The sequence below is a fragment of the Bradyrhizobium sp. AUGA SZCCT0283 genome (assembly GCF_018130385.1).
Lineage (GTDB): Bacteria > Pseudomonadota > Alphaproteobacteria > Rhizobiales > Xanthobacteraceae > Bradyrhizobium.
Map to the genome: position 1 here is coordinate 199,023 of NZ_JAFCLU010000011.1, position 13,807 is coordinate 212,829.

Annotated in this window: 13 protein-coding genes; 10 read left to right on the forward strand and 3 right to left on the reverse strand. The window is 64.3% G+C overall.

The annotated features are described in order from the left end of the window. Positions 1-8 precede the first annotated feature (8 nt). The 8 genes from JQ624_RS17560 to JQ624_RS17595 all read left to right on the forward strand — a co-directional run bounded on the left by JQ624_RS17560 (position 9) and on the right by JQ624_RS17595 (position 7,100). On the forward strand, positions 9-908 hold the full coding sequence (locus JQ624_RS17560; RefSeq protein WP_212420148.1) for an ABC transporter permease: 900 nt from the start codon (positions 9-11) through the stop codon (positions 906-908). A 115-nt stretch (positions 909-1,023) separates the two neighbouring features. Continuing rightward, complete coding sequence (locus JQ624_RS17565; protein WP_212420149.1) at positions 1,024-2,739, forward strand: ABC transporter ATP-binding protein; 1,716 nt, start codon at positions 1,024-1,026, stop codon at positions 2,737-2,739. A gap of 19 nt (positions 2,740-2,758) precedes the next feature. Beyond that, positions 2,759-2,941 carry a DUF4089 domain-containing protein gene (locus tag JQ624_RS17570; RefSeq protein WP_212420150.1) on the forward strand — a complete coding sequence of 61 codons (183 nt, stop codon included), beginning with the start codon at positions 2,759-2,761 and terminating at the stop codon, positions 2,939-2,941. A 7-nt stretch (positions 2,942-2,948) separates the two neighbouring features. After that, positions 2,949-4,346, forward strand: a complete 1,398-nt coding sequence (locus JQ624_RS17575) for an AtzE family amidohydrolase (protein WP_212420151.1) — start codon at positions 2,949-2,951, stop codon at positions 4,344-4,346. A gap of 2 nt (positions 4,347-4,348) precedes the next feature. After that, positions 4,349-4,747, forward strand: a complete 399-nt coding sequence (gene hpxZ / locus JQ624_RS17580; RefSeq protein WP_212420152.1) for an oxalurate catabolism protein HpxZ — start codon at positions 4,349-4,351, stop codon at positions 4,745-4,747. Then, positions 4,744-5,478, forward strand: coding sequence for a GntR family transcriptional regulator (locus tag JQ624_RS17585; protein WP_212420153.1), 735 nt, complete (start codon positions 4,744-4,746; stop codon positions 5,476-5,478). Before hpxZ ends, JQ624_RS17585 begins: the two co-directional genes overlap by 4 nt. Positions 5,479-5,577: 99 nt before the next feature. Then, complete coding sequence (locus JQ624_RS17590) at positions 5,578-5,886, forward strand: hypothetical protein (RefSeq protein WP_212420154.1); 309 nt, start codon at positions 5,578-5,580, stop codon at positions 5,884-5,886. Continuing rightward, on the forward strand, positions 5,886-7,100 hold the full coding sequence (locus tag JQ624_RS17595; protein ID WP_312014442.1) for a urate hydroxylase PuuD: 1,215 nt from the start codon (positions 5,886-5,888) through the stop codon (positions 7,098-7,100). The genes JQ624_RS17590 and JQ624_RS17595 overlap by 1 nt, the downstream gene beginning before the upstream one ends. A 23-nt stretch (positions 7,101-7,123) precedes the next feature. Here the strand turns inward: JQ624_RS17595 and atzF are convergent, their stop codons facing one another. Beyond that, a complete protein-coding gene (gene atzF, locus JQ624_RS17600; protein ID WP_212420156.1) occupies positions 7,124-8,932 on the reverse strand; it encodes an allophanate hydrolase in 1,809 nt (602 codons plus the stop codon). Positions 8,933-9,141: 209 nt separating this feature from the next. Next, positions 9,142-9,657, reverse strand: a complete 516-nt coding sequence (locus JQ624_RS17605) for a MarR family transcriptional regulator (RefSeq protein ID WP_212420157.1) — start codon at positions 9,655-9,657, stop codon at positions 9,142-9,144. A 169-nt stretch (positions 9,658-9,826) separates the two neighbouring features. Here JQ624_RS17605 and JQ624_RS17610 point away from each other — a divergent pair, with 169 nt between their 5' ends. Next, positions 9,827-11,689, forward strand: coding sequence for a feruloyl-CoA synthase (locus JQ624_RS17610; RefSeq protein ID WP_212420158.1), 1,863 nt, complete (start codon positions 9,827-9,829; stop codon positions 11,687-11,689). 14 nt (positions 11,690-11,703) lie between these two features. On the opposite strand, the gene JQ624_RS17615 is transcribed toward JQ624_RS17610, so the two are convergent. Beyond that, positions 11,704-12,219: a MarR family winged helix-turn-helix transcriptional regulator gene (locus JQ624_RS17615; protein ID WP_212420159.1), complete on the reverse strand. Its 516-nt coding sequence runs from the start codon at positions 12,217-12,219 to the stop codon at positions 11,704-11,706. Between the two features lie 136 nt (positions 12,220-12,355). On the opposite strand from JQ624_RS17615, the gene JQ624_RS17620 reads away from it, so the two are divergent. Further along, positions 12,356-13,555, forward strand: a complete 1,200-nt coding sequence (locus tag JQ624_RS17620) for an ABC transporter substrate-binding protein (RefSeq protein ID WP_212420199.1) — start codon at positions 12,356-12,358, stop codon at positions 13,553-13,555. Positions 13,556-13,807: the final 252 nt, after the last annotated feature.

Sequence of the window (13,807 nt, forward strand, 5' to 3'; positions counted from 1 at the left end):
GTTGGAAGATGAGTAGCGTTGCGCCTGCCGTTGAACCCGCCGGTCCCGCGCGTACCTCGGGACTATCAGCGATCTTTGAACACACCCGCTACGTGCTCGGCGAGAATCGCGTCACGGCCTTCGCCTTCGGCCTGTTGGTCGTCATCCTGTTTGCCGCGATCTTCGGCCCCTATATCGTGCCTTACGATCCGCTCGCCAGCGATACCGCAGCAGCCCTGAAGCCGCCGTCTGCGGCGCATTGGTTCGGCACCGATCAATTGGGCCGGGATATTTTCAGCCGCGTCATTGTCGCCACAAGGCTCGACACGTTCATCGCGGTCGCCTCTGTGGCGCTGGTGTTCCTGATGGGCGGCCTTGCCGGCATCGCCGCCGGCTATTTCGGCGGCTGGACCGACCGTATCGTCGGCCGTATCGCCGACACCATCATGGCGTTCCCGCTGTTCGTGCTGGCGATGGGCATCGTGGCAGCGCTGGGCAATACCGTGCAGAACATCATCATTGCGACCGCGATCGTGAATTTTCCGCTCTATGCGCGCGTGGCGCGGGCCGAGGCGAATGTGCGCCGCAATGCCGGCTTCGTGCAGGCGGCGCGGCTGTCGGGCAATGGCGAGATGCGGATCCTGCTGGTGCATATCCTGCCCAACATCATGCCGATCATGATCGTGCAGATGTCGCTGACCATGGGCTACGCCATCCTCAACGCCGCCGGGCTTTCCTTCATCGGGCTCGGTGTCCGGCCGCCGACGGCGGAATGGGGCATCATGGTCGCGGAAGGGGCGGGCTTCATGGTGTCAGGCGAATGGTGGATCGCGCTGTTCCCGGGGCTGGCGCTGATGATCGCGGTGTTCTGCTTCAATTTGCTCGGCGACGGCCTGCGCGACATCGTTGATCCGCAGCGGAGGACGTGATGGCCGATTCAAGCTTTGCTCGCCTCGACCCCTGCATGGGCCGAGGAAATGCGACAGGAGCGCTGACCGTTCTACTTTGCATGGGGTTGTTTTCGATATTTTTGCGGAGGCCATCATGACCGCGCAACCCCTGCTCGACGTCCATGACCTCACGGTCGAATTCTCCACCCGGCGCGGCATCGTGAAAGCCGTGCAGCACGTCAATATCTCCGTCGCCAAGGGCGAGACGCTCGGCATCGTCGGCGAATCCGGCTCCGGCAAATCGGTGACTTCGTATGCCGTGATGCGGATCCTCGACCGCGCCGGCAGGATCGCCGATGGCTCGGTGATGTTTTCCGGCATCGACGTCAAGGCGGCGAGCGAAAACGAGATGCGCGACCTGCGCGGCCGCGAAATCTCGATGATCTTCCAGAACCCGCGTGCGGCGCTGAATCCGATCCGGAAAGTGGGCGACCAGATCGAGGACGTGCTGCGCCAGCATGTGCAGCAGTCGCAGGTCAGCGACCGCGGCGAGAAGGCGATCGAGGCGCTGGAGCAGGTCAAGATCGCGCGCCCCCGCGAGCGCTATCACGCCTATCCGTTCGAACTCTCCGGTGGCATGTGCCAGCGTGTCGTGATCGCGCTGGCGCTGGCCTGCAATCCGCAGCTTCTGATCGCCGACGAGCCGACCACCGGCCTCGACGTCACCACGCAGAAGGCGGTGATGGACTTGATCGTCGAACTCACCAGGCGCCGGAGCATGTCGACGATCCTGATCACGCATGATCTGGGGCTGGCCGCCGCCTATTGCGATCGCGTGGTGGTGATGGAGAAGGGACGCGTGGTCGAGACCGCGAAGTCGGCCGATATCTTTGCCAAGCCCGAGCACGCCTATACCAAGAAACTGATGCGCGCGACGCCGCGGCTCGGCGTCTCCTTGCGCGATCTCCTGCCGGAGGAAGAAGGCGCGGCAGCGCCGGCCGCCGCGCCGACGCCTGCGGTCGACAACTCCGGAAAACCGCTCCTCCTGGTCGAAAAGCTCGTCAAGGAATATCCGCGTCAGGGCGCGACGGCCGTGCTCGGCAAGCTGTTTTCCCGCAAGCCGCCGGTCGAAGTGGAACAATTCCGGGCGGTCGACGGCATCGGTTTCACCGTCGGCCACGGCGAGAGTGTCGGCCTGGTCGGTGAATCCGGCTGCGGCAAGTCCACCACATCGATGATGGTGATGCGGCTCCTGGACCAGACCTCGGGCCGCATCGTGTTCGACGGCGACGAGATCGGCGCCATCATGCCCAATTCCTTTGCGCGGCTGCCGCTGCGCAAGAGCATCCAGATGGTGTTCCAGGATCCGACTGACAGCCTCAACCCGCGCTTCACTGCCGCACGCGCCATCGCCGATCCGATCATGCAACTCGGCGATGTCAGGGGACGCGACGCGCTGCGCGCCCGCTGTGAGGAACTCGCCGGCCTGGTCGGCCTTCCGGTCAACCTGCTCGATCGGTTCCCGCACCAATTATCCGGCGGCCAGAAGGCCCGCGTCGGCATCGCGCGGGCAATCGCGCTGCACCCAAAGCTCGTGATCCTCGACGAGCCGACCGCCGCGCTCGACGTCTCCGTGCAGGCGGTCGTGCTGAATCTGCTGCAGGACCTCAAGCAATCCATGGGCATGAGCTATTTGTTTGTGTCCCATGATTTGAACGTGGTGCGTTTGCTGTGCGATCGTGTCATCGTGATGCGTGCGGGACGAATCGTCGAGCAAGGTTCATCCGAGCGAGTGCTCGGCGATCCGCAGGATGCCTATACAAAGGAGCTGCTGACGGCGATCCCGCATCCGCCGTTACCGGTGCACTAGAAAATCGAACGAGAGCGAAATGGCCGCCGATCATCTTGATAATTACATCGATTCAGTCGCCACGGCGCTGGCCCTGCCGGTCGAGGAAGCCTGGCGGCCTGCCGTGCGGGCGAACCTCGAAGTGTCGCTGAGGCTGGCGCGGCTGGTCGACGAATTCCCGCTGCCGGATGAAACCGAGCCGGCCAGTGTCTACACAGCCTGACCGCGCCATGACCGCAAACACCGACGGGCTGTCGGCCCAACAAATCGCGCAAGCCGTAACGGATCGCAAGCTTTCCGCGCTCGATGCGACCGAGGCTGCCTTGGCGCGGATCGCCAAACACGATTCCGTGCTGAACTCGTTCACCGACGTCACCGCCGACCGCGCCCGTGCCACGGCCAAAGCAATCGATGCCAAGATCGCCGCCGGTCAGGAGATCGGGCCGCTCGCCGGCGTACCGTTCGCGGTCAAGAATTTGTTCGATGTCAAGGGTCTCTCCACCCGTGCTGGATCGAAGATCAACCGCGATCTCGCTCCGTCATCGCGCGATGCCATGCTGATCGAGCGCATGGAGGCGGCCGGCGCCGTTTTGGTCGGCGCGCTCAACATGGGCGAATACGCCTACGATTTTACGGGCGAGAATGTGCATGACGGCCCGTCGCGCAATCCGCATGATCCGACGCGGATGACCGGCGGCTCGTCGGGTGGCTCGGGCAGTGCGGTCGGAGGGGCACTCGTTCCGATCGCGTTGGGATCCGATACCAATGGCTCGATCCGGGTGCCGTCGTCGTTCTGCGGCATCTTTGGCCTCAAGCCGACCTACGGCCGGCTGTCGCGGGCCCGTTCGTTTCCCTTTGTCGCAAGCTTCGATCATCTCGGCCCGTTCGCGCGCAATGTCGGCGACCTCGCGCTGGCCTATGACGCCATGCAGGGGCCTGACGCCGATGACGCGGCCTGCACGACGCGGCCGGTCGAGCCGGTCACGCCGCTGCTGGCGCAGGGCATCGACGGCCTGCGGGTCGCCGTGGCCGGCGGTTATTTCCAGAAGTACGTCTTTCCCGAAGCCGTCGAGGCCGTTTCGCGCGTCGCCAAGGCGCTGAACGCGACGACCACGATCGAAATTCCAGAGGCCGCGCGCGCCCGCGCGGCGGCTTACGTGATCACGACGACCGAGGGCGCATCGCTGCATCTCGACCGCCTGCGCAAGCGCCCGAACGATTTCGATCCGGCGGTGCGCGACCGCCTGATCGCCGGCGCCATGGTCCCGGCGCCGCTGGTCGATCGCGCGCAGAAATTCCGCCGCTGGTATCGCGCGAAAGTGCTGGAGCTGTTCAAGTCGGTCGACGTGATCATCGCGCCGGCCACGCCCTGCATCGCGCCCAAGCTGGGCCAAGTGAATTTCGTGCTGGACGGTGTCGAACTGCCGGTGCGCGCCAATATCGGTATCCACACCCAGCCGATCTCGTTCATCGGCCTGCCCGTGGTCGCTGTGCCAGTGCCGCTGGAGCCGATGCCGATCGGCGTGCAGATCATCGCCGCACCGTGGCGGGAAGATATCGCGCTACGGGTTGCGCATGCGTTGGAACGCATGGGCGTCGCGGCAGCGCCTCCGCCGAGAGGATTTTAGCGATGGAGATCGATCTTCCGGATGTACTCGCCGAAGTCACCGCGCAATTCGCGCGCTACGAAAGGGCGCTGGTGTCGAATGACGTGGCGGTGCTCGACGAACTGTTCCGTAACGATCCCCGCACGCTGCGTTACGGCGTCGGCGAAAATCTCTATGGCTATGACGCGATCATGGCGTTTCGCTCGGCCCGCTCACCGATCGGGCTGGGGCGCCGGACCGACAAGACCGTGATCACGACCTATGGCCGTGATGCCGCGGTTGCCTCCACGCTGTTCTATCGCGACTCGCTGGCCGGCAAGGTCGGGCGGCAGATGCAGACCTGGGTACGCTTCGCTGACGGCTGGAAGGTCGTCGCTGCCCATGTCAGCATTATCGAAGAACCGAAGGATCAAAAGACATGAGCCTGGATGATCTTCCGGCGCGCGCACCGCAGCCGAGCGCCGAATCCGGGACGGTGGTTCGCCGCGTCGATCGCCCTTCGTCGCACCGCGACAAGGTCACGCGCGCGGAGGAACTGCGCCTCCAACTCGCTGACGAGATCGTGCGCGGCGTGCTGCCGCCCGGATCGGCGCTCGACGAGACCGATATCGCGCGGCGCTTTTCCGTGTCGCGCACGCCGGTCCGAGAGGCGCTGCGCCAGCTCGTGGCCAGCGGGCTGGTCGAAGCCCGCGCCCACCGCGGCGCCGTCGTTGCGCAGCCGTCGCTCGATCGGCTGACCGAAATGTTCGAGGCGATGGCGGAGCTGGAGGCGCTGTGCGCGGGGCTCGCAGCGGAGCGGATGCCGCCGGCCGATCGCCAGAAGCTGGAGGCGATCCACGAGGAATTGCGCGTGCTGAGCCATGCCGGCAATCCCGAACGTTTTCACGAGGTCAACGAACGCTTTCATAACGCGATCTATGCCGGCTCGCAGAACAGCTACATCGCCGAGATGACGCTGGCGACCCGGGTGCGGGTGCAGCCGTTCCGCCGCGCCCAGTTCCGCAACCTTGGGCGGCTGGCGAAATCGCACGCCGAGCACGACCGCGTCGTGGTCGCGATCATGCGTGGCGACAAGGCCGGCGCCGCCGCCGCGATGCGCGCGCATATCGAGTTGGTGCGCGGGGAGTATGAGATTTACGCGGTGTCGGTGTAGTCGTTTTCCGGGATGAGTTGCTTTGATCGGTATCAACTCTCTGCCGACTGGCCTGCAGTAAAGTTTTTGGGCGGATGCGGAAGGACCCGAGAAGGACCTATGACAAAGGCAATTCGGGACAAGGCTGAGGTCGCGCTGGAATATCCCGACAAATTCTATGTGGGCACTTTTGAACGCTCGTCGCGGTTCGAGGCGCATGTCGACCATAGCGGCATTGCCCTGGTGCTGGAACGCCCCGGTGAAGAAAGCAGCCGCAAATCGGTTCACATGCACATCAACTTCGGCCTCTTCGCCGACATACTGACCGAGCTGGCGCGGACGGTGGATCGCATCCCGAAGGATGACGTTGGGCACCGGAACGAGCTGGCGCGTGCCTTGAACGTGTTTGAAAACGCGCTCTCGCGATGATCTGGCAATCCATCATCACGGATTGGATGAGCCTGGTCTTTCGCTGGCTGCATATCGTCGCTGCTATCGCATGGATCGGCAGTTCGTTCTATTTCATTCATCTTGACCTCAGCCTCAAGCCGGGCGGCGACCTTCCCGATGGCGTCCAGGGCGGCGCCTGGCAGGTCCATGGCGGGGGCTTTTACCGGATCGTAAAATATCTCGTTGCGCCGAAGGCGATGCCCGACGAACTGACCTGGTTCAAGTGGGAAGCCTACACCACCTGGCTATCCGGCATCGCCTTGATGATCGTCGTCTACTATCTGGACGCCGATCTGTTCTTGATCGACAAGTCGAATCTCGATCTCTCGCCGCTGCAGGCGGCCGCCTTCAGCGCCGGCAGCCTCGTCCTTGCATGGATCCTCTACGATGCCGCTTGCAAGACCGCTCTGGCGCGGAATGAATGGCAATTGGCGTTGGGCGGCTACCTGTTCCTGGTTGGCCTGACCTTTATCTTCACCCATGTCCTGAGCGGGCGCGGTGCCCTGAACCAGATCGGGGCGATCGTCGGCACGATCATGGTGGCCAACGTTTTTCTGGTCATCATCCCCAATCAGAAGAAAATCGTCGCCGCCTTGCTTGTCGGACAGCCGCCCGACCCTCGGCTTGGAAAGGCGAGCAAGCTTCGCTCCATTCACAATAACTACCTGACCCTGCCGGTGGTCGCGCTGATGATGAGCAATCATTATCCGCTCATCTTCGCCACGCGCTACAACTGGTTGATTGTCGCGATCCTGTTGCTGCTTGGGCCCGTCATCAGGCATTTCTTCAACGCGCGGCACGCCGGGAAAAAATCTCCCTGGTGGGTCTGGATCGTCGCCGCAGCCGGGATGATCGCGATCGGCTGGCTTTCGGCGGCAGGCCCGACCGGCGCCGCGGTCGGCGCGCTGCCCAAGGTACAATCCAAGGCGCAACCGGCGTTTGCGGAAATCGAAGAGATCGTGTCGTCGCGATGCGGCATGTGTCACGCCAGCGAGCCGGTCTGGGGATCGATTGTGACTGCCCCTAAAGCTGTCCTGCTCGACCGGCCGGAGCATATCCTGCGTAACGCGAAGCTCATCGGCCGATTTGCAGCATGGTCGAATGCCATGCCGCCGGGGAATGTCACGGAAATGACGGATCAGGAACGCGCGAGCATCGCCGCATGGCTCGCCGCTGGCGCGGGCGGCAACTAGCGGCAGCCTGTCCGCGTCCAACCCTACACCGTTGCCTTCTCCGCCATGAACGCGCGCCAGCCGCCGAATGCCGAAATATCGCGCGCGCCGGTGATGGCGGCGGGCTCGACCAGAAATCCCTTCACGCCTCTGCCGTCGGTGAGCCGTATCGTGCCGATGCCGAGTGGCGGAGGGATGGCGGCGACGAATTTGCCGAACGCCGCCGCCGACAATGCCCATAGCTCGATCTTGATCGAACTTCCTGCGCCTTGTTCCACGCGCAGCATGCCGGGCTTCGGCGGCACCGTATCGAGCGCAAACAGTTTGTAGTCCGGTGCGGTCGCCGTCGCCTCGATGAGACGCGCGCCGAGTGCCTGCAGTTCCCCGTTCAGCGCCATGCCGGAGAGATGCGCGCCGACCACGGCGAGGGTGATTTCGTCGCTGCCGGCCGCAGCCGGTAACGGAGCGAGCGTGGGCTGCGTCAGGCCCTTGGCTCCCATCGTCAGTTTGGTGTCGGCGTGAAACACGCGCCCGATGCTGGCGAGCTTGGCGTCGTGGCCTGCGGGCGCCAGCAGCGTGATGCCGAACGGAATGCCGTCGGCACGCATCGCGGCCGGCAGTGCGAGGCCGCAGAGGTCAAGCAGGTTGACGAAATTGGTGTAGGTGCCGAGCCGGCTGTTGAGTTCGATCGGATTGGCCAGCACCTGCGCGGTCGAATAGGCGGTCGGCGCCGTCGGCAGTACCATCGCGTCGAAATGGGCGAAGGCGCGCTCGGCAACCCGGCGCAGGGCCTGCAGCCGATAGAGCGAGGCAAAGGTCTCGGCGGCCGTCAGCCGCGCACCGGCGGCTGTAATCTCGCGCGTCACCGGATGGATCGAATCCGGCGCGGATGCCAGGAGATCGCGGATGACAAGGTATCGTTCGGCCACCCACGGTCCCTCATAGAGCAGCCGCGCGGTCTCATAAAACGGCTCGAGGTCGAATTCGACCAGCGTGGCGCCAAGCGATGTCCAGCGCTCGAGCGCCTCGCCATAGGCCTTCTCCGCGGCGCGGTCGCCGAAGAAGATCAATTGGCCGTTGCGCGGCACGCCCAGTCGCAACTGGCCGGGGAATGCGGACAGTGCTCCCAGTGGCCGGTCGCGCGAAAACGGATCGGCGCCATCGGGTCCCGCCATCGCCGTCAGCGCGGTCATCGCATCGTCGACGGTAAGCGAGAACACCGAAATGCAGTCCAGCGTCCGGCACGCCGGCACCAGACCGGCGTTGGAGATCAGCCCGAGGCTCGGCTTAAGTCCGACGATGTTGTTGAGCATTGCGGGCACGCGGCCTGAACCTGCGGTGTCGGTGCCGAGTGCGAGCGGCACTAGCCCTGCGGAAACCGCGACCGCCGATCCCGAGCTCGACCCACCCGGAATCAAATCGGCGCGGACCGGATTGACGGGGATGCCATAGGGCGAGCGGACGCCCACGAGACCGGTCGCGAACTGGTCGAGATTGGTCTTGCCGATGATGATGGCGCCGGCCGCCCGCAGTTTTGCAACCGCCGTCGAATCCTGCGCGGGCGAATAGGAGAAAGCCGGGCAGGCTGCCGTGGTTGGCATGCCCTGCGCGTCGATATTGTCTTTCACCGCGACCGGCACGCCGAAAAGGGGAAGCGCCGCCGCGTCCTTCGAGGCCAGCGCTTCGGCGTCCGCCAGCGCCTCCTTCTCGTCGCGCAGGCTGATGAACACGGCGGGATCGTTATAGGCGCGGATGCGCTGGTAGCTGCGCGCGATGGTTTGCGCCGGGGTCATGGTCGCGGCGCGATGCGCGGAGACGATGGCGGCAACGGTCTCAGGCGCGTCAGACCCCATGGCGAGCAAAACTCCAGCGAGCAAAGGTTACCGGCAATGAAGCAAGCGATGTGCCATTGTGTACAATGGCTGGATGGAGTCGACCTTGAAGGATAGATACGTAGTATCAGGTATTTATGATGTGATCGCGCTCGCGCTGCGGGCTTGGCGCGGCCGAATGATTGCCTAAAGTTTAGGCGAAAGAGCCCACGGCGAGGCGGTGGCCGCGGTCAGGTGAACGCGGAAAGGATTTGCAGCAGCCGCTCGCGGTTTTCCTTGCCGATTTTAACGGCCACATGGCGCTCATGTTCGGCGGCGAGCCGCCTGAACTGCGCCAGCGCGGTCCTGCCGCGCGCGGTCAGGTGCAGAGCGTGGGAGCGCCGGTCGGTGGCCGATCTGAGGCGGCTGACCAGTTCGCGCTGTTCGAGGCTGTCCAGCAGGTGCACCAGCCTGGCGCGCTCAATCCCGAGCCGCTTGGCCACCGCCATCTGGCTCAGGCCGGGGTTGGCGCCGATGACGGTCAGGACGGAATACTGCGTCGGGCGGATATCGACGGCGCCGAGCGTGCGAATAAAATCCTGAAAAATCCAGATCTGGAAGCGCCGCACCGCATATCCGGCGTGGCCGGCCAGCGCGTCGAGGGCGATCTCGTCGTCCATGACGCCGCTCTGCGTGCTGCCGTTTCGACCCTGCGTCCGGCCGGCACGCGGTCGCGCGCTTGCGCGCGATTTCGCCGTCCTGGGCATTTGACTGTTCCCCGCCATAGCTCCTCCTTCTAGCGCTTCGCGGGTTTAATGGGAAGATTGTTGTTGACGACAACAATTGTTGTGCTCAACATTAGGGCCAAGCGGCCCTTCGAGCCGCAAGCCGGCATGACGCGCGGCAACCCCGAACCAGCCGGGACAGGAGGAAACCATGACCCTCGCCGCCGCAAGCGGTGACAATTCCCGCAGTCTGTTCGCGACGCCAGCGATTGTCGCCGACCGCCGCGCCGACGGCAGCATCCTGGTGAAGTCGACCATGCCGCTTCAGCCGGGTGCGCGTTGCGTCGGCGACTGGCTGGAGCATTGGGCGCGGCAGGCGCCGGAGCGGATTTTTCTCGCCGATCGCGCCGCCGCCGATGCGCCGTGGACGACGGTCACCTACAAGGACGCCTTGCAGCAGGTGCGCTCGGTGGCCGCCTGGATCCTCGCGCAAGGCCTGAGCGCCGAGCGCCCGCTGGTGATCCTGTCCGACAACAGCGTCGAGCACGCGCTGTTCGCGCTTGCGGCCCAGCACGTCGGCGTGCCATCGGCTGCGATCTCGCCGGCCTATTCGCTGATGTCCAGGGACTTCGACAAGCTCAAGAGCATGATCACGCTGCTCGGACCTGGCGCGATCTATGTTTCCGGCGCCAAGCCGTTCGCGGCGGCGCTGGCGGCGATCCAGCCGCTGCATTCGGCCGCGATCGTCAGCGGCAGCGCCGGCGACACTGGCGCCATCTCGTTTCGCAGCATTGCGGCCACGCCGGAAACGCCTGATGTCGAAAAGGCATTCGCCGCGATCACGCCCGACACGATCGCAAAATTCCTGTTCACCTCGGGTTCGACCGGCACGCCAAAGGCCGTCATCAACACCCAGCGCATGCTGACCACGAGCCAGCAGGCCAAGGCACAGACCTGGACGTTCCTCGATGGTATCGGCGAGAAGCTGGTAATCCTGGACTGGTTGCCCTGGAGCCACACCTTCGGCGCCAACCACAATTTCAATCTGGTGCTGCGCAATGGCGGCACGCTCTATGTCGACGGCGGCAAGCCGGCGCCAGGGCTGTTCGCGACCTCGCTGGCCAATTTGCGCAGCGTGATGCCGACGGTCTATTTCAACGTGCCGCGCGGCTTCGACATGCTGATCGCGGCGCTGCGAGGCGATGACGAGTTGCGCAAGAAATTCTTCGGCGAGGTGAAATTCGCCTTCTACGCGGGCGCAGCACTACCGCAGAATCTCTGGGATGCGCTGGAAGAACTCTCGATCAAGACGGTGGGCCGCGCGATGCCGATGGTGTCGGCCTGGGGCTCGACCGAAACCTCGCCGCTCGCCACCGATTGCCACTTCCAGGCCAAACGCTCCGGCAATATCGGCGTGCCGATTCCGGGGACCGAACTGAAGCTGGTGCCGTCGGGCGACAAGCTGGAGGTGCGCGTGCGCGGCCCGAACGTCACGCCCGGCTACTGGAAGGCGCCGGAACTGACGGAGCAGGCGTTCGATAGCGAAGGCTTCTATCTGATCGGCGACGCCGTGACTTTTGCCGATCCGGCGCGTCCCGAACTCGGCCTGTTCTTCGACGGCCGCGTCGCCGAAGACTTCAAGCTCAATTCCGGCACCTGGGTCAACGTCGGCACCCTGCGCGTTGCAGGCATCGCTGCGCTGGCGCCGCTGGCACAGGACATCGTCGTGACCGGCCACGGCGGCGATGAGGTCCGCTTCCTCGTATTTCCGAACATCGCGGCCTGCCGGGCCCATGCCGGCCTGCCCGACAATGCCGATGTGAAAGACGTGGTCGGTCACGACAAGGTTCGCGGTGCGATTGCACAGGGGCTCGCCAAACTGAAAGCGCAGAGCGGCAACTCGTCGGGGCATGCCACGCGGGCGCTGCTGCTGGCCGAGATCGCGTCCGTGGACGGCGGCGAGATCACCGACAAGGGCTACATCAACCAGCGCGCGGTGCTGACGCGCCGCGCGGGCGCGGTGGCAACGCTGGACGATGATTCGTCGGCTGAATGGATCGGCTGCGCCGGCTGAGACGCGTTCGCCCCTCAAAATCCGTTCTTGTGCGCTTCAACCAGCCGCACCAGCATCTGGAGAAAGGCGGCCTGTTCGGGCTTGCTGAGTGCGGAAAGCGTATGCGCATTGAAACGCTCGCCGAGCCGGCTGGCTTCGTCGGCGCGCCTTTCGCCCGCCGCGCTGAGGCTGAGCTCGACCGCCCGCTTGTCCCGCATGGACCGCTTGCGCTTGAGAATTCCGGTCTCCTCCATCCGCGACAGGATCTTCACCAGGTTGGGCAGTTGCATTTTCAGTACGCCGGCAAGCTCGCTCTGCGTCACTGTCCTGTTGTCGCGCACCGTGACGAGGATGGCGTATTCGAGCGGCGAGAGTTTGAGCGCTTCGAAATAGGGGTAGAACGCCTCGAAATTCTGCAACTGCAGGATCCGGATCATGAATCCCGGGGTCTGCCGTAGCGCGGTGAGGTCCAGTTCCCGTACCCCATCCGGCTCGGCCGGTCTGGCTCCCCCGTTGCCCTTGCGCGTCGAAACCTTGGCGATTCTTCCCATGGCAATAGCTCGCACGGCATCACCTGAATTGACAATCCTCAAAATGCTTATAAGTTATAAGTAATTTCGAAGTGGTCGCGAAGGCCGCCTTTTCTTTTACAGGAGGGAATGCATGCGACAGTTGTTTCGCACAGGAATGCTCATGGCCGCGCTCGGCGGCATGTTCGTCGGCGCCGCCCAAAGCCAAGCCCATGCCCAGGATCGCGTCCGGATCGGCGTGCTCAACGATCAGTCGGGCGTGTTTTCGACCTACCAGGGCATCGGCTCGGTGATATCAGCGCAAATGGCCGTGGAGGACTATGGCGGCAAGGCGGCTGGAAAGCCCGTCGACGTCATCACCGCCGATCACCAGAACAAGACCGACGTCGGCGTCGGTATCGCGCGGCGCTGGTACGACACCGAAAGCATCGACGCCATCTTCGACCTGCCGAATTCGGCGATTGCGCTCGCGGTCGCCAACATGAGCGAGCAGAAGAACAAGGTCTTCATCGGCTCCGGCGCCGGCACTGCGCTGCTCACCGGCGAAAAATGCACGCCGAATACGGTGCACTGGACCTATGACACCTATGCCTACGGCCGCGGCCTCGGCAAAGCCGTGGTCGCCCAAGGCGGCAAGAAATGGTTCTTCCTGACCGCCGATTACGCCTTCGGCCATGATCTGGAGAAGCAGGCCGCCGAAGGTGTCAAGGCCTCGGGGGGCGAAGTGCTCGGCGCCGTGCGCCATCCGCTCGGCACCGCCGACTACGCATCCTTCCTGCTGCAGGCGCAGGCCTCGGGCGCCGATATCGTCGGCGTCGCCAATGCCGGCGACGACACCATCACCTCGATCAAGCAGGCGGCCGAGTTCGGGCTGACGCAGAAGCAGAAGCTGGTCGGGCTGATCCTCGGCATGAACGGCATTCCCGCGCTCGGCCTGAAGGCGGCGCAAGGCGCGCAGATCATGAATCCGTTCTACTGGGATTTGAACGATGGCACGCGCGCCTTCGCCAAGCGGTTCGCCGAACGCCATCCGCAGAAGAACTATCCGAACGACATGCAGGCCGGCGTCTATGCGTCGGTGCTGCATTATCTAAAGGCCGTCGACAAGGTTGGCGGCGCGGCCGACGGCAAGGCCGTGGTGTCGGCGATGAAGGCGCTGCCGACCGACGATCCGCTGTTCGGCAAGGGAACCATCCGCGCCGACGGACGCAAGATTCACCCGTTCTATCTGCTCGAGGTGAAGAAGCCCGAGGAATCCACATCGAAATGGGATCTGCTGAAGGTCGTCGCGACGATCCCAGGAGATCAGGCGTTTCGTCCCGAAAGCGAAGGCAATTGCCCGCTGGTCAAGAAATGACCTGACTAGCGGCGGTCGGCGGGAACCGGCCGCCGCCGAAAATCGGTGTTCGGGGCTTGTCGTATATGTTGCCAAGGCAACTAATTTGTGCGAGCCTGTTTTCGACAAGCGGCCGATCGAAGAGCACAGAGATTGCCAGGCCGTGCAGGGGAGAAACGGATGTCCGGACGATCGGATCGTCACGACGTGATGCGTCGGTGCGCGCGCGTTGGCTTTGCGGCAGCGCGCGTGAGCGCTACGGCTGGCGCGCGC